Source organism: Thiothrix subterranea (genome assembly GCF_016772315.1).
In the GTDB taxonomy this organism is placed as follows: domain Bacteria; phylum Pseudomonadota; class Gammaproteobacteria; order Thiotrichales; family Thiotrichaceae; genus Thiothrix; species Thiothrix subterranea.
Genome location: NZ_CP053482.1, coordinates 123,151 through 148,901, shown reverse-complemented (window position 1 = coordinate 148,901; position 25,751 = coordinate 123,151). Strand labels below are relative to the sequence as shown.

Here is a 25,751-nt window from a genome sequence, read left to right as displayed (position 1 = left end):
GATAGATTTCAAAGGAAACCTTGTTCATGAATAAACATAAAGTCCGCAAGGCTGTCATTCCGGTTGCTGGTCTGGGTACGCGCATGTTGCCCGCCACCAAAGCGATCCCGAAAGAAATGCTGCCGATTGTTGACAAACCCTTGATCCAATACGTAGTGAATGAATGCGTGGCGGCGGGCATCAAGGAAATCGTCCTCGTGACCCATTCCAGTAAAAACTCCATCGAAAACCATTTTGATACCAGTTTTGAGCTGGAAACCATGCTGGAAAAGCGCGTCAAGCGCCAGTTGTTGGATGAAGTGCGTTCGATTTGCCCGCGTGACGTGACCATTATGCACGTCCGCCAAGGGCAAGCGAAAGGTTTGGGTCATGCGATTATGTGCGCTTACCCGATTGTGGGAAATGAGCCATTCGCGGTGGTGCTGCCGGATGTGATTATTGACGATGCGGCGAGCGACCTGAAAACAGACAATCTGGCGGCAATGCTGGATTTGTACGATGAAACTGGCTACAGCCAGATCATGGTTGAACCTGTGCCGATGCAGAAAGTGTCATCTTACGGCGTGGTGGATATTAACGGGCAGAGCTTGGCAGCAGGCGAATCCGTGGCAATGACGGCGATTGTGGAAAAACCTCCCGTCAATGAAGCGCCGTCTAACCTTGCCGTGGTCGGGCGTTACGTGTTAGCACCGCATACGTGGGATCGGCTGAAGCGCACGCCGTTGGGTGCGGGTGACGAAATCCAGCTCACGGATACCATCGGTTTGCTGATGCGCGAATACCAAGTCAACGCGTTCCACATTACCGGCAAGAGCCACGATTGCGGCTCGAAAATGGGTTACATGATGGCGAATATTGAATACGCGTCGCGTCACGGTGAAATCGGCGACCGCTTCAATGCGTTCTTGAAAGAGTATGTGAAAACGCTGTAATGCCAGAGATTGCACATCCCCTTCATCCGCTTGATGAACAGCTTGCCCGCTTGCTGAAACGGCTGGAGGGGGGCGCAAGTCCGCGTGGGTTAACGGCATTGGTACGGCATGTGAGTGCGCGTACCCGTGAGGGCGTGATTGCTGTGCCGTTAGCGGATGCGCCTGCGGTGGATATGGAAGCATTGCAAGCATCTGCCGTGGTGGGGCGCGAGGGGGATTATAAACCGCTCATTCTCAGCGATACCCACGCATGGTTGTACCGTTACTGGTCGTATGAACAACGCTTGGCAACGTGTATCCAAGCGCGGATGCGTGACGATACTTTACTGATTATTTCCGGTGGCCCCGGCACGGGGAAAACCACCCAAGTGACGGGAAAACTGGTTGAGTTGATAGCGGGTGGTATTTCACCCACGCGCATTCTGCTGGCAGCACCGACGGGTAAGGCGGCGATGCGGATGCAGGAATCCATTCGCGACACACGTCAACGTGAGAACATTACTTGCCCCATGCCGGAGCAAGCCAGCACCTTGCACCGCTTGCTGGGCTTTATGCCGAATCGGGTAGGGTTTCGCCATCACGCCCACAATCCGTTGCCTGCCGATGTGGTGATTGTCGATGAAGCGTCGATGATCGACATTTCCATGATGACGCATTTGTTTGAAGCCGTGCCGCCTCACGCCAAGCTGATGTTGCTGGGCGATAAAGATCAATTGGCATCGGTGGAAACAGGGTCGATTTTCCGCGATTTATGCAGCGGTCATGCTTTGGCAAAGCAGATGTTGTTGTTGCAAACCAGTTACCGTTTTACCGACACCGATGGGATTGGGCAGCTTGCGCAAGCGATTCGGGCGGATGATGCCGCGCGTTTGCTGGAGGTGTTGGCATCACCTGCTTTTCCTGAGGTGAGCTTGGATGAATCCTCGACGGGCTTGAATGCGGAATGGGTGCGTGAAGGTTGGCAGGCGTATGTGGCAGCCGTGAAAGCGGGTGAGTTGTCGGCTATTTTCAATACGTTTAATGCGTTGCGCATCCTCACACCGTTGCGGCAAGGGCGGCTGGGTGTTGAAGGGCTGAATCCGTGGGTGGATGGCGTGATGCAACGGCTGCTGCCTGCGCATGAACGGGCGCAACGCCCTTGGTACGTTGGCAGACCGGTGATGGTGACGCAAAACGATTACCGCCAGAATTTGTTTAATGGCGATATTGGCATTGCCTTGCCGAATGAGGCGGGGGAATTGCGCGTGTGGTTTCCGGCGGGAGCGGCTGGGGAATACCGGGCGGTTGCGCCGATTCGCTTGCCTGCGCATGAAACGGCGTGGGCGATGACCATCCATAAAAGCCAAGGCTCGGAATTTACGCGGGTCTTGTTGATTTTGCCGGAAGCAGACGATTTGCCATTGCTAGGGCGCGAATTATTGTATACGGCAGTGACGCGGGCGAAGCAGGGGATTCACATCCTCGCCAGCCGTGCTATGTTGGGGAAGGCGTTACGCACGGTAACGCCACCGTCATCACAATTGCAGGAACGCTTGCAGGCTTAAACCGTTTTCGCGCCCGGTAACTTCGCACATTCGCGGAAAATGCGTTTGTCGCAGGTTGCGCAAATGCTGTGATCCAAGCGTTTGGTCAAGGATTGCAGAGCCGCTTCTTTGCTGGAAAACACATTGCCTGCGCCAAAATCTTCCACAAAATCAATCCTATCCATAAAATCGTAGACTTTGTTTTTCGCGCCTTGCAAATACAAGCCGCCGCCAAGGGATTTGAGGCGTTTGGCTTCTTGAATCAGCATTTCTGCCCCGGCAAGGTCGATGAAGTTGATGCTTTCCCCCACGATCAGGACATGCTTAATGTGTTGGCGTTCGGCAATACAAGCGAGTTCGCGTTGCACTTTGTCGAGTGAACCGAAGTAGATCGACATATCCACCCGCACCAATTTCAATTGTGGGCATTCTTTCAGCCCGTATTCGGTGACTTCGGCAAACTTGTGGCGGGGTTCGGCAGGGTTCGGGGCTAAATCCACAATGTTGGGCATCGACGTGCGCATCAGGAAAATAATCAGCGACAGCAACACACCCATGTAAATAGCGAATTCCAGTTCCATGAACAGTGTGGCGAAAAACGTGGTGGCAAGGATCGACGTTTCGGTTTTGCTGCTGTGCAAAATGTGCTTGATATGGTGAAAGTCGATCAGGTTGTAGGCTACCAACATAATGATGCCGCCCATTGCTGCGACGGGTAAATACGCCGCTAAGGGTGCAACCAGCAACACGATGATTGCCAGCAAAATCGCTGCAAATACCGCCGACAACGGGGTTCTTGCCCCGGCAGAATAGTTAATGCCGGAACGGGTAAATGAGCCAGAACCTGCGTAGCTGGAGAAAAAACTGCCCGCAATATTCGACAAACCTTGTCCAACGAATTCCTGATTGCCATCGAGACGTTGCTGCGATTTGGTGGCAATCGAGCGGGCAATCGACACCGCCTCAATCAGCCCCAGCAAGGCGACCGCGAATGCGCCCGACGCAAGTTGTTTCAACGAGGCAAAAGAAAAATCAGGTAGCGATAAGGGTGGCAATTGCCCTTTGATTTCACCCACGTAAGTAAGACCGTGTGCCGCACCACCAATGGCGATGCTGGCAAGACTGCCCATGACCATGCCAAATAACAGGTGCGGCATTTTGGGCAGATAACGTTTCAGCATTAACGCTGACAGCATGGTGAAAGCGGCAATCATCAAAATATAGAAATTGGTTGAGCCGATACCGACCCCCACATCCACCCACGTATGCAGGAACGATTCGCCTTTGGGAATGGGGATGCCCGTCACGTATTTGATTTGGCTGGTGGCAATCAAAATCGCTGCCCCAGCCGTAAAACCGATCACCACGGTATGCGATACAAAGTTCACCAACATGCCCAAGCGCATCAAGCCGAACACCAACTGGTAAACCCCGGCGAGGAAGGTCAGCGTTAGCACCATTTGGATAAATTGCGCCGACCCCGGCTCGGCATAACGGCTGATGGTGGAAAATACCACCAAAGAAATCGCAGTGGTGGGGCCGGATACCAGATGCAAGGATGAGCCAAACAAGCCCGCAATAATCGGCGTGACCATTGCCGTGTACAAACCGTATTCCGGCGGCAAGCCTGCAATCGCCGCAAACGCCACGCCTTGTGGCAGCACCACGACTGCGCCGGTTAAGCCCGCAAAGAAATCAGCTTTCAGTGATTCGCGGTTGACTAAGCCCAGCCAAGCGAGAAAGGGGAGGAAAAATTGTTTCATGCTTATCGCTCTATTAATGCTTAATACCCGTACTAGCGAGGCATATTACAACATTAGTGGGTGCTGATTAATTGCGTGAAATCATTAATGCGGCGAAGTTGTGTTAAATACTGCCTCCTGTTTCAGTCTGCAACTCATGTGTTGCAAACTGAAACAGTGCTTGATGCCAACGTTATGGCTTGGTGTGTGCAGCCGTACTCGAACATTCTTTGAACAAACGTGCGGTACAACCTTCACACAGGCTTTTATCCAGCTTTTGGTAAATCGCGTGGATCGCGGCTGACTTGGACTGGAACACATTGCGTGAACCTTCCTTGTCGAAACATTCGCAGGCTTCTAACGCATCCCACAAACCTTCCTTGACATTGATCAGGTACAAATTGCCGCCATCTGCTTGCCGTTGTTTGGCTTCTTTGTACAGTGCGTGGCTGCCCTGCAAATCGGCAAAGTTGATGCCTTCGCAAATCACCGCAAGGTGTTTTTGCTGCGGGTGTTCTGCGCGGATTTTACCGAACTTTTCCTCCATGTGATTTACCGAGCCGAAGAATAGCGAGCCTTCAACACCCACGAAGCGCAATTGCTGGCATTGGGGTAAATCCGGGTTAGTGGAAAAGGCATGGTTAGGCAAATTCTTGTCGGGCGTGCGGGTCAGGATGCGCGGCTTGGAGACTTTTTCCAGATACAACACCAAGGACAGCATCACGCCGAGGAAAATCGCAAATTCCAAATCAAGGAACAGCGCACTAAAGAACGTGACAGCTAACACCACCGTTTCGCGTTTCGAGAAGCTGATAATCTCGCGGATTTCATGCCAGTCGATCAAGCCCCACGCGACTAAGAACAACACGCCCGCCATCGCTGCTTTGGGCAAATACGCAGCGTAAGGCGCAACCAGCACTACCACGAATATCAGCAATAATCCTGCAAATACTGCCGCCATCGGGGTTTTCGCACCGGATTCGTAGTTGACACCTGTGCGGTTAAACGAGCCGGTCGAAACGTAGCCTGAGAAAAATGACCCCGCCAGATTGGACAAGCCTTGCCCAATAAATTCCTGATTGCCGTTGATGTTATAGCCACCGCGTGCCGCCATTGCCCGCCCAATAGACACCGCTTCGGTCAAGGCAAACAGCGTGACTGCCAAGGCAGCAGGAGCCAGCATTTTAATATTTTCCAGCGTCAACACGGGCGCGGACAGCGGCGGGAAAGAATCCGGCAATGCACCAACCGTCGCGATATGCGTAATATCTGTGCCCAACCACGCATTTAAGCCGACACTGAGCAAGCTACCAACGAGAATAGCCACCACCATGTAAGGCACGCGTTTCAACCAGCGTTTAGTCGCTATGCCACTGAGTAAGGTGACGACAGCAATCAATACCGCATAGGCGTTAATGCCGTCGAGATGCTGGGTAAAACGGAATAATAGTTCGGTCAAATTCCCGCCGTTATCCATGTCCACCCCGAAAAAATACTTCAATTGCTTGGCTGCAATCAAAATAGCTGCCCCAGCAGTGAAGCCGACCACGACGGCGTGCGAAATGAAATTCACCAACGCACCCATTCGCGCTAGTCCCAGCACCAGTTCAAACACCCCCACCATGAACGTCAGGGTCAAGGCCAGAGTGACATAATCCGGGCTACCCGGCACAGCGTGGATGGAAAGTGCCGAAAACAACACCACCGAAGCCGCCGTGGTCGGCCCTGACACCAAATGCCGTGACGAACCAAACAGCGCGGCAACAATCGCGGGAATCATGCCTGCGTATAAACCGTATTGCGGCGGCATCCCCGCGATGGTGGCGAAGGCCACGCCTTGCGGCAGCACCACGACAGCCCCAGTTAAACCGGCAATGAAATCAGCCCGCAGGTCACGCCCATTGATTTTAGGCAACCAGTTGAGGAATGGCATTAGCCATGTCCAGTAAGAAGGAAGTGCTTGAACGCTCATGATGCTCACTTGGCGTGGAAGGCCATATTAGGGATGCTTGGAGTAGTGGTTGCAGTGTGGGCAGTGGCTGGCGCGGCTTGTTTTTCGCGTTCAATTTGCGTCAATACCCGTTGCAGGTTGGCTTTTTTCTCTTGTGTCGTCAGCAATTCGCCTTCGTATTGCATCGCCAGCCCGTTCAGGATGGTTTTCAGTGCAGCAGATAAATGGTTCATGAGAATGGTTTCCTTGGTTAAGAACAGTATTTGCTTGTTCTATAGCAAAGAGCGTGCCAGCATTTGAATGGTGGTTAACTGGCTGTTATTTAAAGATAAAAATCAAAGCTGTTGTGTGATGCCGAGGTGTCTGCTGTTACAGTTTGCAACGAATTTTTAATGAATTCTTATAAGTTATTGTATTTAAAGATTATTCCGTGAAAGGTCATTGGTGTTGCATAGTGAAACGCTTGGTTTCAGTCTGAAACGGTACGGCTCTTCCTTTCGGGCAGGCTGTATACCCCTATTTTTATTGATAGTATGGCGGCGCAATTGAAGTGGCTATATTTTTACCGAATGAGGAGAATTTGCATGATGATGAAACAAGGTTTATGGGCAATGTGCTTACTGAGTGGCATAAGTTTTGTGGCGGGTAATGTGGCGCTGGCGGAATCAAGTACTTCATTGACTGCTCCCACCGCGCCAGTCGCACCGACTGCACCACTTGCCCCAATAGCACCCGTTGTAACGCCTGCGCCTGTGGTTGCCCCGATTACTGAGCAGGATGTGCAAGCCGCACAACAAGCATGGGGTGATGGCATTGTTACGATTGGCAAAACCTATCAGGAAAAAGGCGATTATCAGGCGATAACCAGCAAACTCCTCGACCAACTGTACACGTTTAGTGATGGCACAGTATTGTTCAAGCCCACCAAAGCGGCTGAAGACCAATTCCGTGAAACCAAGGATGAAGCCCTGTCGTATTTCGTGAAAGGCAAAGAAACCGAAGACCACGGCTTTGCCCTGCAACCTTGGTCAAAAGTACGTTTTGAAAACGATGCGATTGCGATCAACCAAGACACCGCAGAAGCGATGGGCAATTATTACTTCACCGATGCCGCCACCGGCAAGGAAACCAAGGTCGAATATACCTTTGGTTACAAGCGTGACAAAGCGGATGGACATCTGAAAATCTTCCTGCACCACTCGTCATTGCCTTACCACCCCGAACATTAACAGCAGCGGTGGGAAACAGGGTGCAAAACCACGTTTCCCACACGTTACGGCACGTCAAAAAACTCGACTTTCCCTGTCTCCAACGAATATTCCGCGCTCACCACCAGCAAACCTTCATTCGCAATCAGGTTTTCCAGAATCTCCGAACCGTGGCGCAAATGACTGGTGGCAGCACGAATATTGGCACGTACTGCGTGTTTCATCAGGGCTTCGGGATCATCGCGCAACGGCGTTTCCATTAAGGTGGCAACGGCGGGGGCAATACGTTCCACGATAGAACGCTGATTGTGGGACGGGCTTTTCAGGTTGTGGCGCAATTCCTCGATGGTGGCATGAACTGCCCCACATTGCGTATGCCCTAGCACCACCACCAGCCGCGTGTTGTATTGGGTGGCGGCGAATTCCACGCTGCCTATTTGTGAAGGCGCGACAATATTCCCCGCGACCCGAATCACAAACAGCGAGCCGAAACCTTGGTCGAATACCAATTCCGCCGGAACCCGCGAATCCGAACAGCCCAGAATAATCGCAAACGGGTTTTGCCCCTCGGTCAGGCTGGCGCGTTGCGTATGGCTCAATAAAGTATCCAGACTGCGTACATTGTTGGCAAAACGTTGATTACCTTCTTGTAAACGGGCGAGTGCTTCCGCCCCGCTCAAGTTGCTTTGTTTATTTGGCATGATTGTTCTTCCTAAAACACGAATGTTTGATGGTAAAGAGTACGCATCCGGTTTTCAAAGGATTGCGTGACAGAAGTCTTTCATGTTACACAATGCAACACCCCGTTTCAGATTGAAATAGTGCCATGATCAGTATTCACCGTAAAATTACTTTCGCATTCTCCTCCCTCGCTGTCTTGGTGGTCGGGGTGGCTGCCTTGGCGTTTCTGGATTTGCTGTTTCTGGAACGTCAAGTTGAGCAGGGTATTACCATCACCACGTTGGAAACCGCGATACAGGACATGCGTCGTGAGGAAAAAAATCTGTTCCTCTACCAAGATGTGAGTGCGGGCCAGGCAGCGGATACCTTTGCGGCGACCGCCCTGCAAACCTTGCAGACTTCCCCGCAGACACTCGCAGAAGTGGGTAATGTCATGCAAATTTCGCAATTGCAGACGATTTTACAAACCTACCGCCAGTTATTAGCTAACCATTTGCAACGTTTGCCCGCTGATAGCACGCTGGAAAGCAGCATCCGTGCACAAGGCCATTTGGCTTCGCAATTGGCGGAATCACTCACCCTGCAAGAACGCAGCTTGTTAAACACTGCCATTGCGGATGCGAAATGGGCGCAAGTATTGGGGGTGGGAATTTTGTCCGCGCTACTGGTGCTGATTGCCTGGTTGCTGGATCGTTCGGTGATTACCCCGATGAAACGTCTGATGGCAGATTTAACCCCGATTGCGGAAGGGCATTTCGAGCGGCTGGATGTCCGCGCCCGCAGCACCGAAATGGTCAGTTTGCGCGAAGCCTTTAACCGTTTATTGGACGAACTTGAAGCCCGCCGCCGTCGCCTGATTCAGTCCGAAAAACTCGCAGCGTTGGGGGTGTTGGTCTCTGGTGTGGCGCATGAACTCAATAATCCGTTGTCCAATATTTCCTCGTCCAGCCAATTGTTGCTGGAAGAACTCGACAGTGCCGAGCCAGACACCTTGCGCGAATGGGCGCACACCATCGACAGCGAAACCGAACGCGCCCGCCGCATTGTTGATGCGCTACAAGATTTCGGGCGCAGGCAAGAGCCGCATCTGGAAACCGTCAACCTTGCCGACTTGCTGGAACGCACCCTGTTGTTATTGCGCGGGCATTTGCGCACAGCCGGAGCGACGGTCGAAAACCATGTGCCGGTAGATTTAACCTTGCCCGCTGATACGCAACGTTTGCAGCAAGTGTTCATCAACCTGTTGCGCAATGCGGCGGAAAGCGGCACGAATTTGACGCTGCATATTCGCGCTCAGGGGTGCAGCTTGTCGGGTACGCCGTTACCACCGAATGCCACGGTGGTAGGGGAACTTGGTTGTCAGGTGCGCCAACGCCAACCCATGATCGAAATCAGCATTGAAGACAATGGCGCGGGGATTCCGGCGGCAGTATTGCCACGGGTGTTTGAGCCGTTTTACACCACTCGCGCTCCCGGTCAGGGCATGGGGCTGGGGCTGTATATTGTGCAGGAAATTATTCAGGAACATGACGGTTGCATCGCTATTGCCAGCCAGCCGGGGCAAGGCACGCGGGTGGTGCTACGCTTGCCATGTGGAGGACATTATCCGTGAAAGAACGCATTTTAATCATCGACGACGAACCCATTGCAGTACGCAATCTGGCGTATGCCTTGCGCAAAAACGGTTACGAAGTGACCACCCGCGAAAGCGGCACAGGCGGTTTGGAAGCCTTGCAAACCCAAACGTTCGAGCTGATTCTGACCGATTTGCGCATGGAGCGGGTGGATGGCATGGCGATTCTTAAACGTGCGCTGGAAACCGACCCTGACATGGCAGTGGTGTTAATTACCGCACACGGCACGCTGGATTCGGCGGTGGAAGCGATGAAAGCGGGCGCGTTTCACTACGTTGCCAAACCGTTCCGTTTGGATGAAGTGCGTAGCATTGTGGCAAACGCGCTGCAACTGGTGCAGCTCAAGCGCGAAAACCGCCGCTTGCGGGCGCAGGTGAGTAACGGTTTGCATACCCATGCCGGATTGGTGACGCAAAATCCCGCGATGTTGCGCTTGCTCGATACGGCACAACAGGTGGCGGCAACCGATACTACCTTGCTGATCAACGGGCAAAGCGGCACGGGCAAGGAATTGCTGGCGCGTTACCTGCATCAGCACAGCCGTCGCAGCCAAGGCGCCTTCGTCGGGGTGAATTGCGGCGCATTGCAGGAAGATTTGCTGGCGAATGAATTGTTCGGGCATGAAAAAGGCGCGTATACCGGCGCGGGTGAAGCGCGGGCGGGTTTGATCGAAGCCGCTAACGGCGGCACGTTATTTCTGGATGAAATCGGCGAAATGTCGCTGGCAATGCAGGTGAAATTGCTGCGCGTGGTGCAGGAGCGCGAAGTGCAACGCTTGGGGGCGCAAACCGCCGTGCCAGTGGATGTGCGTTTGATTACTGCAACGCACCGCGATTTACGCACGGAAGTGGCAGCGGGGCGTTTCCGGCAGGATTTGTATTTCCGGCTGGACGTGGTGGGGCTGCATTTGCCGTGCTTGGTGGAACGGCGCGACGATATTCCCTTGCTGGCGTTCTTTTTCTTGCGCAAACACGCGCTGCGCATGGGGCGCGAGGTGGAAAATATTGCTCCGGCGGCCATGTCGGTGCTGTTGGGGTATCACTACCCCGGCAATGTACGCGAGCTGGAAAACCTGATTGAGCGCGGCGTGGCATTGGCACGTGGCAATGAATTGACGCTGGCAGAATTGCCTGCGGCTTTGGCGGCGCAAGCGATTCATGCTTTGCCGGAAGCCCCGACGGAATTGCCGTCGCTGGTACAGCGCGAAGAGGAATACATCCGCTACGTGCTGGAACATTGTGATGGCAACCGCACCAAGGCGGCGCAGATTCTGGGGATTGACCGCGTGTCGTTGTGGCGTAAGTTGAAAAAATACGGTTTGGTCGACGGTGAAGAGTAAGCCTATTCTTCGTTTGTTACCCCTTCCGCGCCTTCTTTGGATTGAATCTTGTCTTCCTTGCCCGACAGCAGGTTGCGGATATTCGATTCGTGCCGCCAGAAGATCATAATCGCCATGAATAACACGCCCAAGGTCAGCCAGCCATTACCGTCACTCAATACCCAAAAGTAAATGGGCGAGAGTGCGGTAGCAATCAGCGCGGCGAGTGAGGAAATCTTGAAGCCTTTCGCCATGACCAACCAAGTTGCCACGAATGCAATGCCGCCCCACAGATTCACACCAAGGAATACGCCGATAGCGGTGGCAACGCCTTTACCGCCTTTGAAACTGTAGAATACCGGGTATAAATGCCCTAAAAACGCGGCGATGCCGATCAAGATTAACCCCGTCTCATCCACGCCCAAGGCTTTGCCGATTAAGACCGGAATCAAGCCTTTTAAACCATCACCGAGCAAGGTAATCGCAGCGGCTTTTTTACCGCCGTGGCGCAAGACATTGGTTGCGCCGGGGTTATTGGAACCCACCGTGCGCGGGTCGGGTAGCCCCATCAGCTTGCAAGTGATGATGGCGGCAGAAATGGAACCGAGTAGGTAAGCGAGCGCAATCAGCAAATAGACCATGGTGAAGATCCGTGTAGTGTTGTTATGTAAAGTCGCAATGCTATCAGATTGTCGGCTTGTCGGGGAGAAAGTGACGTTGGTTTAGTGTGCTAATGACCGTACCCATGTGCTTAAAGTCGCGATCATGGTGCAACAATATCAAGCCATTTTCGATGGCACATTGGGCAATCAGGCAGTCGATGGTGGAACGTACCGTAACGCCTTTGCGACGGCAGTCGAAATACAGTTTAGCCGCTTGCTCATGGCTTTTTCAGCAATTCTCATTTTACCACCGGGTGTGACCGGAAGTGATGCATGGTCTAATATCCCAGCAATTCTCATTTTGCCCCTCATCCAATAAAATGGCGTAAACTAGACCTATCCCATTGAGATCTGTTCCGGGAGGTGAAGTCGATGAGCTACCCAACCGTTACTGCTGCTGTGCTAACCGCACCGCTCACTTTTGCGGGTATCGTGGAGCAATTGCGCGATACATTCCGCGCCTTCCCCGACTGTCGCAAACCCGGCAATAATACCCGCTATACCTTGGAGGATGCGGGTTTGAGTGCCTTTTCGGTGTTTTTCATGCAGTGTGCGTCCTTTCTGGAATACCAGCGGCGCATGGTGGAGAACCAAGAGCGGAGTAATGCACAGACGTTGTTCGGTGTTCATGCCATCCCCTGCGACAATCAAATTCGCCATTTGCTGGATAGCGTGCCGCCATCAGCCGTTGCGCCTGCTTACCGTTATCTTTTCAATGGGTTGCAACAGAATGGTTATTTGGATACGTGGCGGGTGCATGACTACGGTTATTTGTTGGCACTGGATGGGACACAGCATTTTTCGTCATCCCACATCCACTGTGAGCAGTGTTTGACGAAGACGCATCACAACGGGACAGTCACCTACTCACACCAAGTGCTGACCCCGATTTTAACCGCACCCGATAAACCGCAGGTGATTCCGTTGCCGCCAGAATTCATCAGCCGCCAAGATGGGCAAACCAAGCAAGATTGTGAAATCAACGCGGCTAAACGCTGGCTGGCTCAGTGGGGCGCGGATTACATCCCGCTGGGCATCACGTTTCTGGGGGATGATTTGTATTGCCACCAGCCGTTTTGCCAAGCAGTCCTGAACGCTGGTGCACAGTTCATTTTCAACTGCAAACCCACGTCCCACACGACCTTATATGAAGAGTTGGAAGGGCTAGAGAAAATCGGCACGATACGCACCCATCTTGTACAGCGGCGGAGGGGAAAGCATTCTGTCACGGATACCTACCGTTTTGCGACGCAGATGCCCTTACGTGATGGGGACGATGCCCTGCGTGTCAACTGGTTCAGCCTCACGAGTGTGCGCGATGATGGTAAGTGTTTGTACCATAACGATTTTGCCACCTCTCACCCTATCACCTCCGGCAAGGTCGTCGATCTCGTCAAAGCTGGACGATGCCGCTGGAAGATTGAGAACGAAAACAACAATACCCTGAAAACCAAAGGCTACCACTTTGAACACAACTTCGGGCATGGGCAGCAACACCTCGCCAACTTGTTGGCTGCATTAGTGTTATTGGCTTATCTCGTCCATACCGTGATTGACTTGATGGATGAGCGTTTCCGAACCTTGCTTCAAAAAATGGGGTCACGCGAACGTTTGTTCGATGACATCAATACATTCACGACCTTTTTGTGCTTCAAAAGTTGGACGGCTCTGCTGGATTTTATGCGCGTCGGCTTAGAGCGGCGGCATCAAGCGGATGAGATTGAGCAGTGGGTGGTAAAATGAGAATTGCTGTGGCTTTTTTCAGCTTGTTGCAGGCGGTAAAAACGTTGCCCAGAGAAGTAACGCTTGAAACGGGCAAAACTGTGTTCACTCTCAGCCCCTTGCAGAATTTCCATGTAGATTACATCGCTGAGACCGACGGCTAAGGGGTTTTGTAACAGAGTATCCAGAAACTGGATATGTTCGCCTTCTTTGCCACTGATGTAATCAATCCACACAGAGGTATCGACCAAATACATCAGGGCTTACCCTCGCCAGCACGTAATGCTTTGTGGTCGTAATCATGCCGGAAGCCACCAATGCCTCTCAGTTCACGTAAATCTAGGCGTTGGCGGTTTTCTACCATTTCTTTCAGGGCTTGCAGGATCAATTCCCGCTTAGTTTTGAGGCCAGTCAGACGGAATGCCTCCATCACTAGCGTATCGTCAAGAACAATATTCGTGCGCATAAGCATACACCTCCTGATGTGGATTATTGTGGGTGAAGCGATGGATAGCAAGTTGATTGTGCCTCAATCTATCTATGCTAAAGTAGCCAACTTTTAATACCAGACGACTTGCGCAGGGGAAAGTGAGATGAGTGACCAACAGAAAATAGCGGATAGCCCGACGACCGATATACCTAACAAGGCTGAAGATGCCTTGGATATGACACTGGAACAGATTCAGGAGGAAGCCCGCCAGCAAGCGGCACAGCAGCAGCTTGTGATGCAGCAATTGTCGGGGGACATTGAGGCGACTTTTGAGCGCATCCAACAAAGTATTCAGGATCGGGAACAGGTTCAGTACAACGTTACCCATGAATTGCTGGACAGTATCCGCGCTCGTTTCGCCGCCTATGATGAACAACGCGAACGCATTCTTGAAAGCATGACCCAGCGCGAACACGCGCAGAATACCGTGACGCAGGAATTGCTGGAAAGCATCAGCAAGCGCTTTACCTTGCAGGAAGAGCAGCGCGAAAATATTCTGCAAGGCTTGCGCAGTGCGTTTGAACAGATTCAGCAGGACAATCAAGAGCGCGATTCGCACCACGATGAAATGCTGGATTCCCTCGCGCAACGGATGCGTGACATGTATCAGGAAATGCAGAACAGCAGCCAGATGCGTGATCAAAGCCAGGAGAAAATGCTGCAATCGCTGACGGGGCATTTGAAACTGATGCAGGAAGAAATGCGTCAGGAACAACATGAACATGAAACCCGCATCGAAACCGAACGTCAACGTCAGGAACGCAATTACCGCCGCGCCCGCTGGATGAGTGTTCCGGGTCTAGTGTTGGCAGGGTTAGCGGCTGTGTACATGGTGCATATCGTTAACGTCATGGAAAATGCCATGACTTCTATGAGCAGTAATATGACCAGCATTACCGGTACGATGGCCAATATGTCCACGCAAATGCAGGACATCACTGGCTACACCGAAACCATGTCTTCCTCTGTCTCCAGTATGCAGCCGATGGCGGCGGATGTGCGTGATATGAGTGGCAATATGGCGGTGATGACGCAAAACGTACAGGGTATGCAGAACAGTACTCAGCAATTGAACCAGAACGTTGCTTACTTAGGTCAGGATGTTAACCGCTTGAGCGGTGAGGTTGCGCCGACCATGAAAGGGATGCGAGCGTTTATGCCGTGGGAGTGGTAAGAAGCCTTGAAGTTAAACATTGTTGAGTATTCGGGACAGGGCAAACCGTTAGTCCTGCTCCACGGCTGGGGGATGAACAGCCACGTCTGGCAACCCTTGTTGCCGAGCTTGGCGCAACATGCCCAAGTCATTTGCATCGACCTGCCGGGGCATGGCGCAAATAGCCATTTGCCGCTGGGAACATTGGCGGAAGCGGTGGCGCAACTTACCCCGCACATCCCCGCAGACGCCATTATTATGGGCTGGTCACTCGGCGGCTTAATCGCCCAAGGGTTGGCGCACGCTTTGCCTGAGCGGATTGCCGCGCTGATTTTGATTGCCAGCACGCCAAAATTCGTCGCAGAAAATGATTGGGCGCACGGTGTATCCCCCGACCTACTCGCGTTGTTCGGCAGAAGCCTGCAAACCGATTACCTTGGCACGGTGAAACGTTTTTTCGCGCTGCAATTCCTCAGCACCAAAACCGATACCCGCGTGGTGAATGCCTTGCGTGACCGTATTATGGAACACCCCGCCAGCATTACCGCGCTGGAACAGGGCTTAACCATTCTGCAAACTGCCGACTTTTCGCAAGCACCCGTGACTCAGCCTGCGCTGTGGATGTTGGGCAAGCTCGATAAGCTGATACCCGCGTCTCTCGCTGAGGCGCTGCCTGAAATGGGTTATCAGCACATCGCCGTGTTGGATAGTGCTGCGCATGTACCCTTCGTGACCCACCCTGAGCTTTTCATGGAACGTGTTGAGGCATTTCTAGGTGGGCTTTAATCCAAAATTTGTTGAAAAACAATCAAAGAGTGATGATGGTCACGTCAAAAAAATATTATAAGCATTAATCTTAAGCATATTACCATTGGCAAAAAGATAGAATCTTCCTGTTCATTAAATTAATCTATCACAGGGATTAAGATCGTGAAAATTCCAAAAAGCTACTGGTATTACTGGCACACCGGCAATAAATTTGTAGCTGTCATCAGTATGATCTTAAGTGCGGCAGTCACAGGGTTAGTCTTAGCCCTCTCTATCGGGTTCTCAATGTGGGGAATAATTCTTGCTGTATTGCTTGATTCGATAGGATTTTTGGTGGTTTTAATCTATGTTGCCGTGCGTGGTTATCTCCCCAGCCTAGTGTTGGAACAATGCGATGCATTCATTTTATATCAATTTGTCGTCCCTCTTTGCATCGCATTTTTGGTCGGGAGACTGATAACATTTTGGGTGGCAAAACTTAAGTGGTTTGCAATAGCCTAATAAATGAGTAATCTTGCGCTCCGCATAACGCAAGAGAACGTTAGGATTAATTTTTTGAGGAAGCATCGTGATCGCAGAATTAGCAGGTTTTGTATTAAGCCGTTCCATTCCAGACAATTTGATGCTTGGGGTACTCGCTGGTGTTAATAAAGTGTACGGTGGGGTTGTTCGCAATGAACAAGGCCAAATTTTGGCGCATCTTGTCAATAGCACCACGCCCGGCAACATTTTATCAGCCTTCACTTCGCCGCTGAACACACTCCTTTCAGGCGTTAATACCTATCAACTGCATCGTATTGGCGGGGATGTTGGTGTTATCGGCGCTGAAGTTGGTCGCATCGGCGGGGATGTTGGTATTATCGGTGCTGAAGTTGGCCGCATAGGTGCTGAGGTTGGCGCTATCAGTACTGAGGTTAGTCATATTGGAGCTAATGTCACCCAATTGCTTCAGTTAGCGCAAGCATCCATGCTGTTGTCAGGTTTGACATTGGCTGTTAGCTCTGCCGGTTTTCTGTTTCTAAGTAATAAAATAAATAAAATTGATGAAAAGCTGCAACAAGTGGCTTCTGATGTGAAATACATCAAGTCGTTTCTTGAGCTACAAGAAAGATCTAGGTTAATCGCAGCACTAAAAGTCATCAGGGAATTAAATAAAGTAGAAGACCATGCCGCTAGGATTCAGATGTTAATCAGTAGCAGGCAGACGATCGGGGAAATTCACGAAAAATATAAAATGTTACTGACAGACAGCAGCAATGAATATTCCTTCATGGCGGCAGAAGAGTACTTCACCATTACAGCCATTGGGCATTCGTTGTGTTCCGCAGAACTGGATATGTACGATCAAGCACTGAACGATTTGCATGATGCACAAAATACATGGCAAAGTTCGTCCAGAGCATTCGTTAAAAATCATGTCATTAACGATAACGCGCAACGTTTTCTGACAAAAGATTACGTCCAGCACATCAATTCCGCTGAAGTGATTGAGTGGGTTGATTTTGCTGAATCTTCCTCAGCGGGTATAAGTATTCTCGATCACTTGCGCGGGCAGCCGCAGAAAATGGGTTTAGCATGGTCTATTCGCAATGGCATAGGTATTGGTAATATAGATACGGAAGAAAAGTTAAACCTTGAGGTTTCGAGAAAAATCATTGCGAGAAATAAGATACTCCAAGGTTATATTGATCAACTTAAATATTTGTCACAAATAAGACAGAAACCGTCTACTGTTCAAAATTTTATGGACAGCATCCCTTGTGATAACAGCGTTGAAGGCTGCCATATATTTATCGCCGATGCTTATGCTAACTGATTAGGCATTCTCGCTCTTACCCACCCGGAGACTTTCATGGAACATAGCGGGGCATTGCTGGATGCGCTCTGATACGAACCCTCATTTGCTGGATAAGCGTAAAACCCGCCAAGGTTTTGAACGCGCCGCGCACACTTACGACGCGAACGCGGTGTTGCAGCGTGAAATCGGCGAGCGTCTGTTGGAACGTTTGGATTTCATCAAAATGCAGCCGGAAACCGTCCTCGACCTCGGTTGCGGTACGGGGGCAATCAGCGAACATTTACTCAAGCGTTACAAAAAAGCCCGCATTATCGGCGTCGATCTCGCCGTCAATATGGTGCAAAAAACCCGGCGACGCGGCGGCTGGTTTCGCAAGCCGCAAGGCGTGTGCGCCGATGCCAATCACCTGCCATTCCAGCCGCAATGCGCGGATATGTTGCTATCCAACCTGATGCTGCAATGGTGTAACGATTTGCCCGCCGTGTTTGGCGAATGGGTGCAAGTGCTGAAACCCAACGGTTTGCTGATGTTTGCCACCTTCGGCCCGGATACCTTGAAAGAATTACGCGCCAGTTGGGGCAGGGTGGATGGCTTTACCCACGCCAGCCAATTTGTGGATATGCACGACGTGGGTGATGCGCTGTTGCAAGCCGGTTTTCGCGATCCGGTGGTGGATATGGAAACCATCACGCTGACCTACACCGATGTGCGCGGTTTATTGCGGGATCTGAAAGGGATTGGCGCAAATAATGCCACCCAAGGGCGCAATCACGGCTTGACTGGCAAAGCACACCTGCAAGCTTTTCTGCAAGCCTACGAATACTTTCGTCAGGAAAACGGGCTTTACCCCGCTACCTACGAAGTAGTGTATGGTCACGCATGGGCACCAACGCTGTTGCCCAGCAAACTACCCGAAAAATTCATTCCGATTATGAGGAGTAAGTCATGAGTGACCCCGTTATTGCGCAGAAAAAACCGTGTTTGGTGGAGTTGGAAGCCGATAAAAGCTATTGGTGGTGTACCTGCGGACGTTCGGCTAATCAGCCATTCTGCGACGGTTCGCACAAGGGGACGGATTTTACCCCAATGGAATTTACAGTGCCGGAAAGCAAGAAGTACGGGTTATGTGCGTGCAAGCATACCCAGAAAGCACCATTCTGTGATGCCACGCATCGTAATTTGCCATAAGCGGCTAAGCCGTGTGCTAAGCTTGCGCCAATTTACCCGCTATGTGGCGCATAACAATGAAAAAAACCTATACCATCCAGTCTGTTACCCATAATGCTATTTCGCCGCAAAAAGGCTCGATGGTATGGCAATTGCTCGATGCTGACGACGGACGCTTACGCAAAGTCAACGGCGTGACCACGCTGGATAATGCTGGGCTGGTTGATTCGGTGCGTTCGATTTACGCCCGCGAAATCCCGCTGGTTGACGAATTATTGCTGCACGATTCAGGCGACAGTTTTACCATTGACTTTAGCGAGTTCAACCAACAGCAAGGCTACGTCGAACGCGATATGTACCTCGATATGCAAAACTGTGAACAATTGTCTAATTTGTCACGGCGTACTTGGCGAGTCATTGCGGTAGTGGTGCTGCTGGTTGTACTCTGGTTAAGCTGGATGTTGAACACCAGCATGACCAAATTTGCCGAACAACAACCGCTGATACATAAACATGAGCTACCTTGAGCGCATTCGTGCCTGCAATAATTTTGAATCCACCCATTACCGCGAACTGCTGATTGACGACAAGGTATACGGGCAAGTGCAACCTGACTTTGCGGAACACTTGACACACTGGTCAGACATTTTCAGCGTCACTGACACGCAGGTGGTGCTTAACCCTGAATTGACCGATTACGCCACGCGCACCGCTGCGGTTGCGCCAGTGTTGTGGGCGTTGCATCAACAGGGCGTGATTGATACCTGGGTGGCGGAAGCTTACCCGATCACGCATAGCTTTGATGGTTATGCCGCGTTGGAAATCGAACGCGCTGCCACCAATTTCATGGGGGTGAAAACCTTTGGCATTCACGTTAACGGTTTGGTGAAAACCGCTCAGGGCATTGAGGTTTGGGTCGGCACACGTTCACTGGATAAACCCTTTTGGCCGGGCAAGCTCGATCAAATGGTGGCAGGCGGGCAACCCGTGGGCTTGGGTTTGCTGGAAAATGTCATTAAAGAGTCACAGGAAGAGGCTAATATTCCCGCAGCACTGGCTCAACAAGCGCAGGAAATTCGCACGATTCCGTATCGGCAGCAAGGCTGGCGTGGCTTGGATAATTCCACGATTTATGTGTATGACTTGTGGTTGCCAGAGGATTTTGTGCCGGAAAATACCGATGGCGAAGTGATTGCGTTTGAGCGGATGCCATTAGCGGAGATTGCGCGGCTGACCGAAACCACTACAGAATTCAAAGACAATTGCAATTTGGTGAATATTGATCTTTTATTGCGCATGGGGATGATCTCACCACAACATCCTGAATATGCTACTATTCTCAAGGTGTTATACACTGCTAGTCATTCAAAAGAGACAAAAAAATGAGAGAAGGTCAACCTAAAACGGTTTATTTACAAGACTATACCGCACCTAGCTACCGTGTGGATGCGTTGTCACTGGTCTTTGAATTGGGCGAAATATCTACCCGTGTCACCAGTGTGGCAAATTACCGCCGTGAAGCGGGCGTTGCAGCGCATACACCATTGGAACTCTACGGCGAAGCGCTGGAATTGCTGGAAATCCGCTTGAATGGTTTGCCGCTGCAAGCCAGCGATTATCACGTCACGGATACCGGCATGAGCATTCCGAATGTGTCGGCACTGTGTACGCTGGAAATCGTGACGCGCATTTACCCGCAGAAAAATACGTCGTTGGAAGGTTTGTACCAGTCCAGCGGTAATTTCTGCACGCAATGCGAAGCACAAGGTTTTCGCAAAATCACCTATTATCCCGATCGCCCTGATGTGATGACGGTGTTCACCACGCAAATTTTGGCGGATAAGCAGAAATACCCGGTGCTGCTTTCCAACGGCAATCTGACCGGCAGCGGCGAGTTGGCGGATGGTCGGCATTGGGCGCGTTGGGAAGATCCGTTTCATAAACCCGCGTATTTATTCGCGCTGGTGGCGGGCGATTTGCAGCATGTGGAAGACCATTACACCACGGGTTCTGGGCGTGATGTCACTTTGCGCATCTATACCGAAGCGCACAATATCGACAAGTGTGACCACGCGATGCAGTCGCTGAAACGGGCGATGCACTGGGATGAACAGCGTTTCGGCTTGGAATACGACCTCGACATTTACATGATTGTGGCGGTCGATGATTTCAATATGGGCGCGATGGAAAACAAGGGCTTGAACGTGTTCAACTCCAAGTTGGTATTTGCCAGCCCTGCCACCGCGACGGATATGGATTATGTCAGCATTGAAGCGGTGATTGGGCATGAGTATTTCCACAATTGGACGGGTAATCGTGTGACTTGCCGTGATTGGTTTCAATTGTCGCTGAAGGAAGGGCTGACGGTATTCCGTGATCAAGAATTCACCTCTGATTTGCATTCGCGCCCGGTGAAACGCATTGAAGACGTGCGGATGTTGCGTACCAATCAGTTTGCGGAAGATGCCAGCCCGATGGCACACCCGATTCGCCCCGCGTCTTACATGGAAATCAATAACTTCTACACTGTTACCGTTTATGAAAAAGGTGCGGAAGTGGTGCGCATGTACCAGACTTTGCTGGGGCGTGACGGTTTCCGCAAAGGCATGGATTTGTATTTTCAGCGCCATGACGGGCAAGCGGTGGCGACCGAAAACTTTCTCGCGGCAATGGCGGATGCCAACGAAGCTGATTTGAGCCAGTTTCAGCGCTGGTATGATCAAGCGGGGACGCCACAGGTCGAGGTGACGATGGATTACGATGCAGCCGCGCAAACGTGTACCTTGCACTTGCGCCAGTCTTGCCCCGCGACGCCGGAAGCAGCGGAGAAATTGCCGTTTTTGATTCCGGTAGCCGTCGGTTTGCTAGGTAGCAATGGACAAGACTTGATCGGCACACAAGTGTTACGCCTGACGGATGCTGAACAGTCGTTTACGTTTGAGCAAGTAGCGGAATGTCCCGTGCCTTCGTTGTTGCGTGGTTTTTCTGCTCCCGTGCGCTTGAGCTACCCGTACACTACCGCCGAGCTGGTGTTTTTGATGAAGCATGACAGCGATGCTTTCAACCGTTGGGATGCCGGTCAGCGACTGGCGATGCAAACCATTCTGAGCTTACTGGATGCGCAGCAACAGCAAGCTGCTTTTGGGTTGGAACACGAATTCATCAGTGCTTACCAAGCGATTCTCACCGATAACACCTTGGATAATGCCTTGCGTGCCGAAGCCATGACATTACCGTCCGAAGCGGACATCGCAGAAGTGGCACGCCCGTCTGACCCCGAAGCGATTCATACTGTGCGCGAATTCATCCACGCGACCTTGGCGAAAGCCTTGCGTTTGGATCTGGAAGCGCTGTATGCCGATTTGCACGCGCAAGGGCAGGGCGATTATTCCCCGGATGCGGTGAGCATTGGGCGGCGCAGTCTGAAAAATGTCTGTCTGGCGTATTTGGGGCGCATTCAGGATGACGGCATTTACGACACCTGCCTCCAGCAATACCGCAATGCGGGCAATATGACCGACGCAATGGCGGCATTGGCGGTACTCAGCAAAATCGACTGCCCGCAACGTGAAGAGGCGCTGCAACATTTCCACGACCGTTGGCAGCATGATCCGCTGGTGATGGATAAATGGTTCGGCTTGCAAGCTACCTCGTCGTTACCGGGTACGCTGCAACAAGTGCATACGCTGATGCAACATGCGCTGTTCGACATCCGCAACCCCAACAAAGTCCGTGCATTGGTGGGCAGTTTTGCAATGCGCAACCCGCTGCATTTCCACGCACAAGATGGCAGTGGTTACACCTTCCTCACCGAGCGCGTCTTGGAATTGGATGCGATGAACCCGCAAATCGCCTCACGCATGGTGCGCCCGCTAATGAACTGGCGGCAATACGAGCCGACCCGCAGCGCCGCCATGAAAGCCCAACTGGAGCAGATTAAAGCGCACAGCGGTTTGTCGGGGGATGTGTATGAAATCGTGAGCAAGAGTCTGGTATGATGCAGCGACCGTTCATTAATGATAGAGAGGGCATGGAATGAAACTAAACGTATTGAAAGCGCTAGGCTTAGCAGCACTGATCACCACTGGCGGTAGTGCGCTGGCAGACGAAGTATGGAACAGCAACGTTGGGCGTATTGTGTACGCCGATGAAATTGGGCCAACCGCCGTATTTGCTTATGGCCCTGCGGAAGATCCGGGTGTGGTATACATTTTAGGTTTGGCGAAAGTGTACGAAAACCGTGGAACCTATGACGGTTACTGGGCAAAAAAGAAAGCCAAGGTGGAATGTACCACGGAACGCCCCGGTATTTTCGGTGAAATGACCCGCTATTGGGGGCGCTACGAGATCAAGTTCCTCGATAAAAGTTTCCCTTCACGTTGGGAAGCCCAGTGGAGCTATTGTGATGGCGACGTCGAGAAAGTGAAAATCGAAGCGACGCCAGCCGTGGGCGAAGCCGCTGTGCCTGCTCCTGAGAAAAAATAAGGAATGTGCACGAAATAACTTTTCAAAAAGGGCGTATGCAATACGCCCTTACAAGGGTTTTCGTAGGGGCGTATTGCATACGCCCCATTTTTTGTCAGTACAATTGTGTTTCTAAGGCGGCGAGGCGTTTTTCTAATTCTGCCACCCGTGCTTCTAATTGCGCGTAATGGTCTTGGCGGGGGCTGCTGTGGTGGCTGGTAGTGCCAGGGCTGGCGGCTTCGGTGGTGTGCAATTCATCCAGCGTTTCGGTGCCAAGGGCGTGAAAATAGCGGTCTTCGCGCCGTCCACCACCCGCAGGCAAACGCACTGCCAAGGGCTTATCGAGTGCCATCCACGCTTCCAAAATCTCGCGGATTTCGTCGGTGCTGGCAAAATCTGCCATGCGTTCGGTGCGGGTTTTGATTTCGTTCAAGGTTTGGGGGCGGCGCAGTAATAATACGCACAGCACCGCTTGTTGTTGGCGATTCAGTTTGAGTTTGCGCTCAACTTTGTGCTCTACCCGTTGGGCGCGTTCGCTGTATTGGATGTTTGTCCAGCCGCCTTCGACTAGCACTTTGGCGGTATGCCCTACCACGCCTTCGGTCAAATTCATCACGGGGTCGCGGCTGCTTTTTTGATTACACGCCACTGTCAGCGAGTTAAAAGTGAGCGGATAGCTGGCGGGGGTGGTGAGTTGTTTTTCCATTAAGCTGCCAAGAATGCGTAGTTCTTCAGCACTAAACGGTGGTCGGGGTTGTTCGTCATCAAACATAATGCGTAGCCCTGTGGTATGAATTAACGGGGATCGGTTTCCGTTTGCCAGCGCGATAAATCGACGCTGTTGTCCGCCAGCCAATAGCGCGGCGGCGGAACGTGTAAATTAGCGTGCAAAATTTTCAAGTAGTCATCGCGTGAAATGTTTTCCGCGCCCATGCTCATTAAATGCGGGTTTTCGATTTGGCAGTCAATCACCGCAAAGCCCCAGTGCTGTACGTGCCAAGCCAGTGCCACCATTGCGATTTTGGAGGTATCCGGTTCGCGGCTGAACATGGATTCGCCGCTGAATACCCCGCCGGTAGTCACACCGTACAGGCCGCCAACCAGTTCACCTGCCGGATTCCACACTTCCACCGAATGCGCGATGTCATGCGCGTGCAACATGCAATAAGCGGTGTGCATTTCGTGCGTAATCCAGGTTTCGGCGGTGTAAGAGCGCGGCGCGGCGCAGGCTTCTACGACATCGGAGAAGCAGGTATCGAAGCTGATCCGATAACCTTTGTTGCGTAACGATTTACGCAAACTGCGGGTCATGCGGATTTTGTGCGGAAACAGCACCGTGCGCGGGTCGGGCGACCACCAGTAGATCGGTTCACGCGGCCCAAACCAGGGGAAGATCCCCGCACGGTAAGCATTTTTCAAGCGGGCAATGCTTAAATCGCCGCCGACTGCCAGCAAGCCGTTGGGTTCTTCCCACGCCATTTCCACAGGTGGGAAAGGTTCTTCCGACCAAGTGGGGTTGAGTAAGGTGAGGCTGAGTGATCGTGGTAACACGCCGTTCCTTTAGTGAGTTTTTGCCAATTGATCCAAATATTTTTCCGCATCCAAGGCCGCCATGCAACCCGTACCGGCGGAGGTGATGGCTTGGCGGTAAACGTGATCCATGACGTCACCGGCGGCAAATACGCCTTCGATGCTGGTTTGGGTGGCATTGCCTTCCGAGCCACTTTTGACTTTGAGGTAGCCACCACTCATTTCTAATTGCCCATCGAAAATGGCCGTATTGGGTTTGTGACCAATGGCAATGAAAATGCCGTGTACCGCGATGTCTTGGGTTGTGCCGCTGTTTACGTCTTTGACGCGCATTCCGGTCACACCGGTTTTGTCGCCAAGGACTTCATCGAGAGTGGTGTTCCACAAGATTTTGACTTTGCCTTGTTCGACTTTTTCAAACAGGTGTTTTTGCAAGATTTTTTCAGAACGCAATTCGTCACGACGGTGCACTAACGTGACTTCAGAGGCGATATTCGCAAGGTAAAGTGCTTCTTCCACCGCCGTATTGCCACCGCCAATCACCGCGACTTTTTGATTGCGGTAGAAAAAGCCATCACAGGTGGCGCAGGCCGATACGCCTTTGCCACTGAATTTTTGCTCAGATTCTAATCCTAAGTACATCGCTGACGCGCCAGTGGCTATAATCAAAGCGTCACAGGTGTATTGCCCGCTGTCGCCGTTCAGCGTAAAAGGACGGTTTTGCAGGTCGACGCTATTAATGTGGTCAAAAATGATTTCGGTATCGAAACGTTCAGCGTGTTTTTGCATCCGTTCCATTAATTGTGGCCCCATGACGCCAGCATCATCGCCCGGCCAGTTATCCACTTCGGTGGTGGTCATCAACTGCCCACCTTGCGCCATGCCGGTGATCAATACGGGTTTTAGGTTGGCGCGTGCGGCGTAAACGGCAGCGGTATAGCCCGCTGGCCCCGAACCGAGGATGAGTAAACGGCAATGTTTGGTTGTGTTCATGTATAATTCTCCTTC

At 51.8% G+C, this 25,751-nt stretch carries 28 protein-coding genes; 17 read left to right on the top strand and 11 right to left on the bottom strand.

Annotated elements, in window-relative coordinates; all coding sequences use genetic code 11:
- Positions 1-26: 26 nt before the first annotated feature.
- Together galU and recD are read left to right on the top strand one after the other, a co-directional pair.
- A complete protein-coding gene (gene galU / locus HMY34_RS00690; protein ID WP_202717254.1) occupies positions 27-932 on the top strand; it encodes a UTP--glucose-1-phosphate uridylyltransferase GalU in 906 nt (301 codons plus the stop codon).
- Entirely contained in the window at positions 932-2,476 is a 1,545-nt protein-coding gene (gene recD, locus HMY34_RS00685) for an exodeoxyribonuclease V subunit alpha (protein ID WP_202717253.1), read from the top strand. Before galU ends, recD begins: the two co-directional genes overlap by 1 nt.
- On the opposite strand, the gene HMY34_RS00680 is transcribed toward recD, so the two are convergent.
- The 3 genes from HMY34_RS00680 to HMY34_RS00670 all read right to left on the bottom strand — a co-directional run bounded on the left by HMY34_RS00680 (position 2,473) and on the right by HMY34_RS00670 (position 6,381).
- Complete coding sequence (locus HMY34_RS00680; protein WP_202717252.1) at positions 2,473-4,218, bottom strand: SulP family inorganic anion transporter; 1,746 nt, start codon at positions 4,216-4,218, stop codon at positions 2,473-2,475. The two genes, recD and HMY34_RS00680, sit on opposite strands and share 4 nt — an antisense overlap.
- A 172-nt stretch (positions 4,219-4,390) precedes the next feature.
- The gene (locus HMY34_RS00675) at positions 4,391-6,169 is read right to left on the bottom strand and encodes a SulP family inorganic anion transporter (protein ID WP_202717251.1); all 1,779 of its coding nucleotides are present in this window, start codon (positions 6,167-6,169) and stop codon (positions 4,391-4,393) included.
- 5 nt (positions 6,170-6,174) lie between these two features.
- The gene (locus HMY34_RS00670; protein ID WP_202717250.1) at positions 6,175-6,381 is read right to left on the bottom strand and encodes a hypothetical protein; all 207 of its coding nucleotides are present in this window, start codon (positions 6,379-6,381) and stop codon (positions 6,175-6,177) included.
- A 351-nt stretch (positions 6,382-6,732) separates the two neighbouring features.
- Between HMY34_RS00670 and HMY34_RS00665 the strand changes: the two genes are divergently transcribed.
- Positions 6,733-7,377, top strand: a complete 645-nt coding sequence (locus HMY34_RS00665) for a metal-independent carbonic anhydrase family protein (RefSeq protein ID WP_202717249.1) — start codon at positions 6,733-6,735, stop codon at positions 7,375-7,377.
- Between the two features lie 44 nt (positions 7,378-7,421).
- Here HMY34_RS00665 and HMY34_RS00660 read toward each other — a convergent pair whose 3' ends face one another.
- A complete protein-coding gene (locus HMY34_RS00660) occupies positions 7,422-8,057 on the bottom strand; it encodes a carbonic anhydrase (protein WP_202717248.1) in 636 nt (211 codons plus the stop codon).
- A 125-nt stretch (positions 8,058-8,182) separates the two neighbouring features.
- On the opposite strand from HMY34_RS00660, the gene HMY34_RS00655 reads away from it, so the two are divergent.
- Positions 8,183-9,649 (top strand): sensor histidine kinase, encoded by a 1,467-nt coding sequence (locus tag HMY34_RS00655; RefSeq protein ID WP_202717247.1) that lies wholly within the window; start codon positions 8,183-8,185, stop codon positions 9,647-9,649.
- Entirely contained in the window at positions 9,646-11,010 is a 1,365-nt protein-coding gene (locus tag HMY34_RS00650) for a sigma-54-dependent transcriptional regulator (protein ID WP_202717246.1), read from the top strand. Before HMY34_RS00655 ends, HMY34_RS00650 begins: the two co-directional genes overlap by 4 nt.
- Positions 11,011-11,012: 2 nt before the next feature.
- On the opposite strand, the gene plsY is transcribed toward HMY34_RS00650, so the two are convergent.
- Together plsY and HMY34_RS20440 are read right to left on the bottom strand one after the other, a co-directional pair.
- The gene (plsY, locus tag HMY34_RS00645; RefSeq protein ID WP_202717245.1) at positions 11,013-11,630 is read right to left on the bottom strand and encodes a glycerol-3-phosphate 1-O-acyltransferase PlsY; all 618 of its coding nucleotides are present in this window, start codon (positions 11,628-11,630) and stop codon (positions 11,013-11,015) included.
- Positions 11,631-11,673: 43 nt separating this feature from the next.
- Positions 11,674-11,799: a PIN domain-containing protein gene (locus HMY34_RS20440; protein WP_323127471.1), complete on the bottom strand. Its 126-nt coding sequence runs from the start codon at positions 11,797-11,799 to the stop codon at positions 11,674-11,676.
- Here HMY34_RS20440 and HMY34_RS00640 point away from each other — a divergent pair.
- Positions 11,755-11,970 (top strand): hypothetical protein, encoded by a 216-nt coding sequence (locus HMY34_RS00640; protein WP_202717244.1) that lies wholly within the window; start codon positions 11,755-11,757, stop codon positions 11,968-11,970. The genes HMY34_RS20440 and HMY34_RS00640 overlap by 45 nt on opposite strands.
- Before the next feature lie 53 nt (positions 11,971-12,023).
- On the top strand, positions 12,024-13,394 hold the full coding sequence (locus HMY34_RS00635) for an ISNCY family transposase (protein WP_407701844.1): 1,371 nt from the start codon (positions 12,024-12,026) through the stop codon (positions 13,392-13,394).
- On the opposite strand, the gene HMY34_RS00630 is transcribed toward HMY34_RS00635, so the two are convergent.
- Positions 13,358-13,630 (bottom strand): PIN domain-containing protein, encoded by a 273-nt coding sequence (locus HMY34_RS00630; protein ID WP_202717243.1) that lies wholly within the window; start codon positions 13,628-13,630, stop codon positions 13,358-13,360. The genes HMY34_RS00635 and HMY34_RS00630 overlap by 37 nt on opposite strands.
- Positions 13,630-13,839, bottom strand: coding sequence for a type II toxin-antitoxin system VapB family antitoxin (locus HMY34_RS00625; protein WP_202717242.1), 210 nt, complete (start codon positions 13,837-13,839; stop codon positions 13,630-13,632). Before HMY34_RS00625 ends, HMY34_RS00630 begins: the two co-directional genes overlap by 1 nt.
- 127 nt (positions 13,840-13,966) lie before the next feature.
- On the opposite strand from HMY34_RS00625, the gene HMY34_RS00620 reads away from it, so the two are divergent.
- From HMY34_RS00620 to HMY34_RS00575, 10 genes are all read left to right on the top strand, one after another.
- A complete protein-coding gene (locus tag HMY34_RS00620; RefSeq protein WP_202717241.1) occupies positions 13,967-15,037 on the top strand; it encodes a hypothetical protein in 1,071 nt (356 codons plus the stop codon).
- A 6-nt stretch (positions 15,038-15,043) separates the two neighbouring features.
- Positions 15,044-15,802 (top strand): pimeloyl-ACP methyl ester esterase BioH, encoded by a 759-nt coding sequence (bioH, locus tag HMY34_RS00615; RefSeq protein WP_228287942.1) that lies wholly within the window; start codon positions 15,044-15,046, stop codon positions 15,800-15,802.
- 144 nt (positions 15,803-15,946) lie between these two features.
- A complete protein-coding gene (locus HMY34_RS00610; RefSeq protein WP_202717240.1) occupies positions 15,947-16,285 on the top strand; it encodes a hypothetical protein in 339 nt (112 codons plus the stop codon).
- A 67-nt stretch (positions 16,286-16,352) separates the two neighbouring features.
- On the top strand, positions 16,353-17,600 hold the full coding sequence (locus HMY34_RS00605) for a hypothetical protein (RefSeq protein WP_202717239.1): 1,248 nt from the start codon (positions 16,353-16,355) through the stop codon (positions 17,598-17,600).
- A 61-nt stretch (positions 17,601-17,661) separates the two neighbouring features.
- Positions 17,662-18,531, top strand: a complete 870-nt coding sequence (gene bioC, locus HMY34_RS00600; RefSeq protein WP_202717238.1) for a malonyl-ACP O-methyltransferase BioC — start codon at positions 17,662-17,664, stop codon at positions 18,529-18,531.
- The gene (locus HMY34_RS00595) at positions 18,528-18,770 is read left to right on the top strand and encodes a CDGSH iron-sulfur domain-containing protein (RefSeq protein WP_202717237.1); all 243 of its coding nucleotides are present in this window, start codon (positions 18,528-18,530) and stop codon (positions 18,768-18,770) included. Before bioC ends, HMY34_RS00595 begins: the two co-directional genes overlap by 4 nt.
- Before the next feature lie 56 nt (positions 18,771-18,826).
- A complete protein-coding gene (locus HMY34_RS00590; protein WP_202717236.1) occupies positions 18,827-19,276 on the top strand; it encodes a hypothetical protein in 450 nt (149 codons plus the stop codon).
- Positions 19,263-20,135: a DUF4743 domain-containing protein gene (locus tag HMY34_RS00585; protein ID WP_202717235.1), complete on the top strand. Its 873-nt coding sequence runs from the start codon at positions 19,263-19,265 to the stop codon at positions 20,133-20,135. Before HMY34_RS00590 ends, HMY34_RS00585 begins: the two co-directional genes overlap by 14 nt.
- Positions 20,132-22,747 carry an aminopeptidase N gene (gene pepN / locus HMY34_RS00580; protein WP_202717234.1) on the top strand — a complete coding sequence of 872 codons (2,616 nt, stop codon included), beginning with the start codon at positions 20,132-20,134 and terminating at the stop codon, positions 22,745-22,747. The genes HMY34_RS00585 and pepN overlap by 4 nt, the downstream gene beginning before the upstream one ends.
- Before the next feature lie 37 nt (positions 22,748-22,784).
- The gene (locus HMY34_RS00575; RefSeq protein WP_202717233.1) at positions 22,785-23,234 is read left to right on the top strand and encodes a hypothetical protein; all 450 of its coding nucleotides are present in this window, start codon (positions 22,785-22,787) and stop codon (positions 23,232-23,234) included.
- A 94-nt stretch (positions 23,235-23,328) separates the two neighbouring features.
- Here the strand turns inward: HMY34_RS00575 and HMY34_RS00570 are convergent, their stop codons facing one another.
- From HMY34_RS00570 to trxB, 3 genes are read right to left on the bottom strand one after another with little or no spacing between them, the layout of a single operon-like run.
- Positions 23,329-23,985, bottom strand: a complete 657-nt coding sequence (locus HMY34_RS00570; RefSeq protein ID WP_202717232.1) for a YceH family protein — start codon at positions 23,983-23,985, stop codon at positions 23,329-23,331.
- Between the two features lie 23 nt (positions 23,986-24,008).
- Positions 24,009-24,764 carry a leucyl/phenylalanyl-tRNA--protein transferase gene (gene aat, locus HMY34_RS00565; RefSeq protein WP_202717231.1) on the bottom strand — a complete coding sequence of 252 codons (756 nt, stop codon included), beginning with the start codon at positions 24,762-24,764 and terminating at the stop codon, positions 24,009-24,011.
- Positions 24,765-24,773: 9 nt separating this feature from the next.
- Positions 24,774-25,736: a thioredoxin-disulfide reductase gene (gene trxB, locus HMY34_RS00560; protein ID WP_202717230.1), complete on the bottom strand. Its 963-nt coding sequence runs from the start codon at positions 25,734-25,736 to the stop codon at positions 24,774-24,776.
- Positions 25,737-25,751 lie beyond the last annotated feature (15 nt).

What these genes read in the sequence shown, in the direction of transcription:
- HMY34_RS00585 (WP_202717235.1), top strand. Translation starts at nt 19,263, where the DNA reads ATGAGCTACCTTGAGCGCATTCGTGCCTGCAATAATTTTGAATCCACC.
- HMY34_RS00635 (WP_407701844.1), top strand. Translation starts at nt 12,024, where the DNA reads ATGAGCTACCCAACCGTTACTGCTGCTGTGCTAACCGCACCGCTCACT.
- HMY34_RS00665 (WP_202717249.1), top strand. Translation starts at nt 6,733, where the DNA reads ATGATGATGAAACAAGGTTTATGGGCAATGTGCTTACTGAGTGGCATA.
- HMY34_RS00670 (WP_202717250.1), bottom strand. Translation starts at nt 6,381, where the DNA reads ATGAACCATTTATCTGCTGCACTGAAAACCATCCTGAACGGGCTGGCG.
- HMY34_RS00620 (WP_202717241.1), top strand. Translation starts at nt 13,967, where the DNA reads ATGAGTGACCAACAGAAAATAGCGGATAGCCCGACGACCGATATACCT.
- HMY34_RS00575 (WP_202717233.1), top strand. Translation starts at nt 22,785, where the DNA reads ATGAAACTAAACGTATTGAAAGCGCTAGGCTTAGCAGCACTGATCACC.
- HMY34_RS00630 (WP_202717243.1), bottom strand. Translation starts at nt 13,630, where the DNA reads ATGTATTTGGTCGATACCTCTGTGTGGATTGATTACATCAGTGGCAAA.
- HMY34_RS00660 (WP_202717248.1), bottom strand. Translation starts at nt 8,057, where the DNA reads ATGCCAAATAAACAAAGCAACTTGAGCGGGGCGGAAGCACTCGCCCGT.
- HMY34_RS00590 (WP_202717236.1), top strand. Translation starts at nt 18,827, where the DNA reads ATGAAAAAAACCTATACCATCCAGTCTGTTACCCATAATGCTATTTCG.
- galU (WP_202717254.1), top strand. Translation starts at nt 27, where the DNA reads ATGAATAAACATAAAGTCCGCAAGGCTGTCATTCCGGTTGCTGGTCTG.
- HMY34_RS00680 (WP_202717252.1), bottom strand. Translation starts at nt 4,218, where the DNA reads ATGAAACAATTTTTCCTCCCCTTTCTCGCTTGGCTGGGCTTAGTCAAC.
- HMY34_RS00675 (WP_202717251.1), bottom strand. Translation starts at nt 6,169, where the DNA reads ATGAGCGTTCAAGCACTTCCTTCTTACTGGACATGGCTAATGCCATTC.
- pepN (WP_202717234.1), top strand. Translation starts at nt 20,132, where the DNA reads ATGAGAGAAGGTCAACCTAAAACGGTTTATTTACAAGACTATACCGCA.
- HMY34_RS00570 (WP_202717232.1), bottom strand. Translation starts at nt 23,985, where the DNA reads ATGTTTGATGACGAACAACCCCGACCACCGTTTAGTGCTGAAGAACTA.
- recD (WP_202717253.1), top strand. Translation starts at nt 932, where the DNA reads ATGCCAGAGATTGCACATCCCCTTCATCCGCTTGATGAACAGCTTGCC.
- bioC (WP_202717238.1), top strand. Translation starts at nt 17,662, where the DNA reads ATGCGCTCTGATACGAACCCTCATTTGCTGGATAAGCGTAAAACCCGC.
- HMY34_RS00655 (WP_202717247.1), top strand. Translation starts at nt 8,183, where the DNA reads ATGATCAGTATTCACCGTAAAATTACTTTCGCATTCTCCTCCCTCGCT.
- plsY (WP_202717245.1), bottom strand. Translation starts at nt 11,630, where the DNA reads ATGGTCTATTTGCTGATTGCGCTCGCTTACCTACTCGGTTCCATTTCT.
- HMY34_RS00625 (WP_202717242.1), bottom strand. Translation starts at nt 13,839, where the DNA reads ATGCGCACGAATATTGTTCTTGACGATACGCTAGTGATGGAGGCATTC.
- trxB (WP_202717230.1), bottom strand. Translation starts at nt 25,736, where the DNA reads ATGAACACAACCAAACATTGCCGTTTACTCATCCTCGGTTCGGGGCCA.
- HMY34_RS00640 (WP_202717244.1), top strand. Translation starts at nt 11,755, where the DNA reads ATGGTGCAACAATATCAAGCCATTTTCGATGGCACATTGGGCAATCAG.
- HMY34_RS00595 (WP_202717237.1), top strand. Translation starts at nt 18,528, where the DNA reads ATGAGTGACCCCGTTATTGCGCAGAAAAAACCGTGTTTGGTGGAGTTG.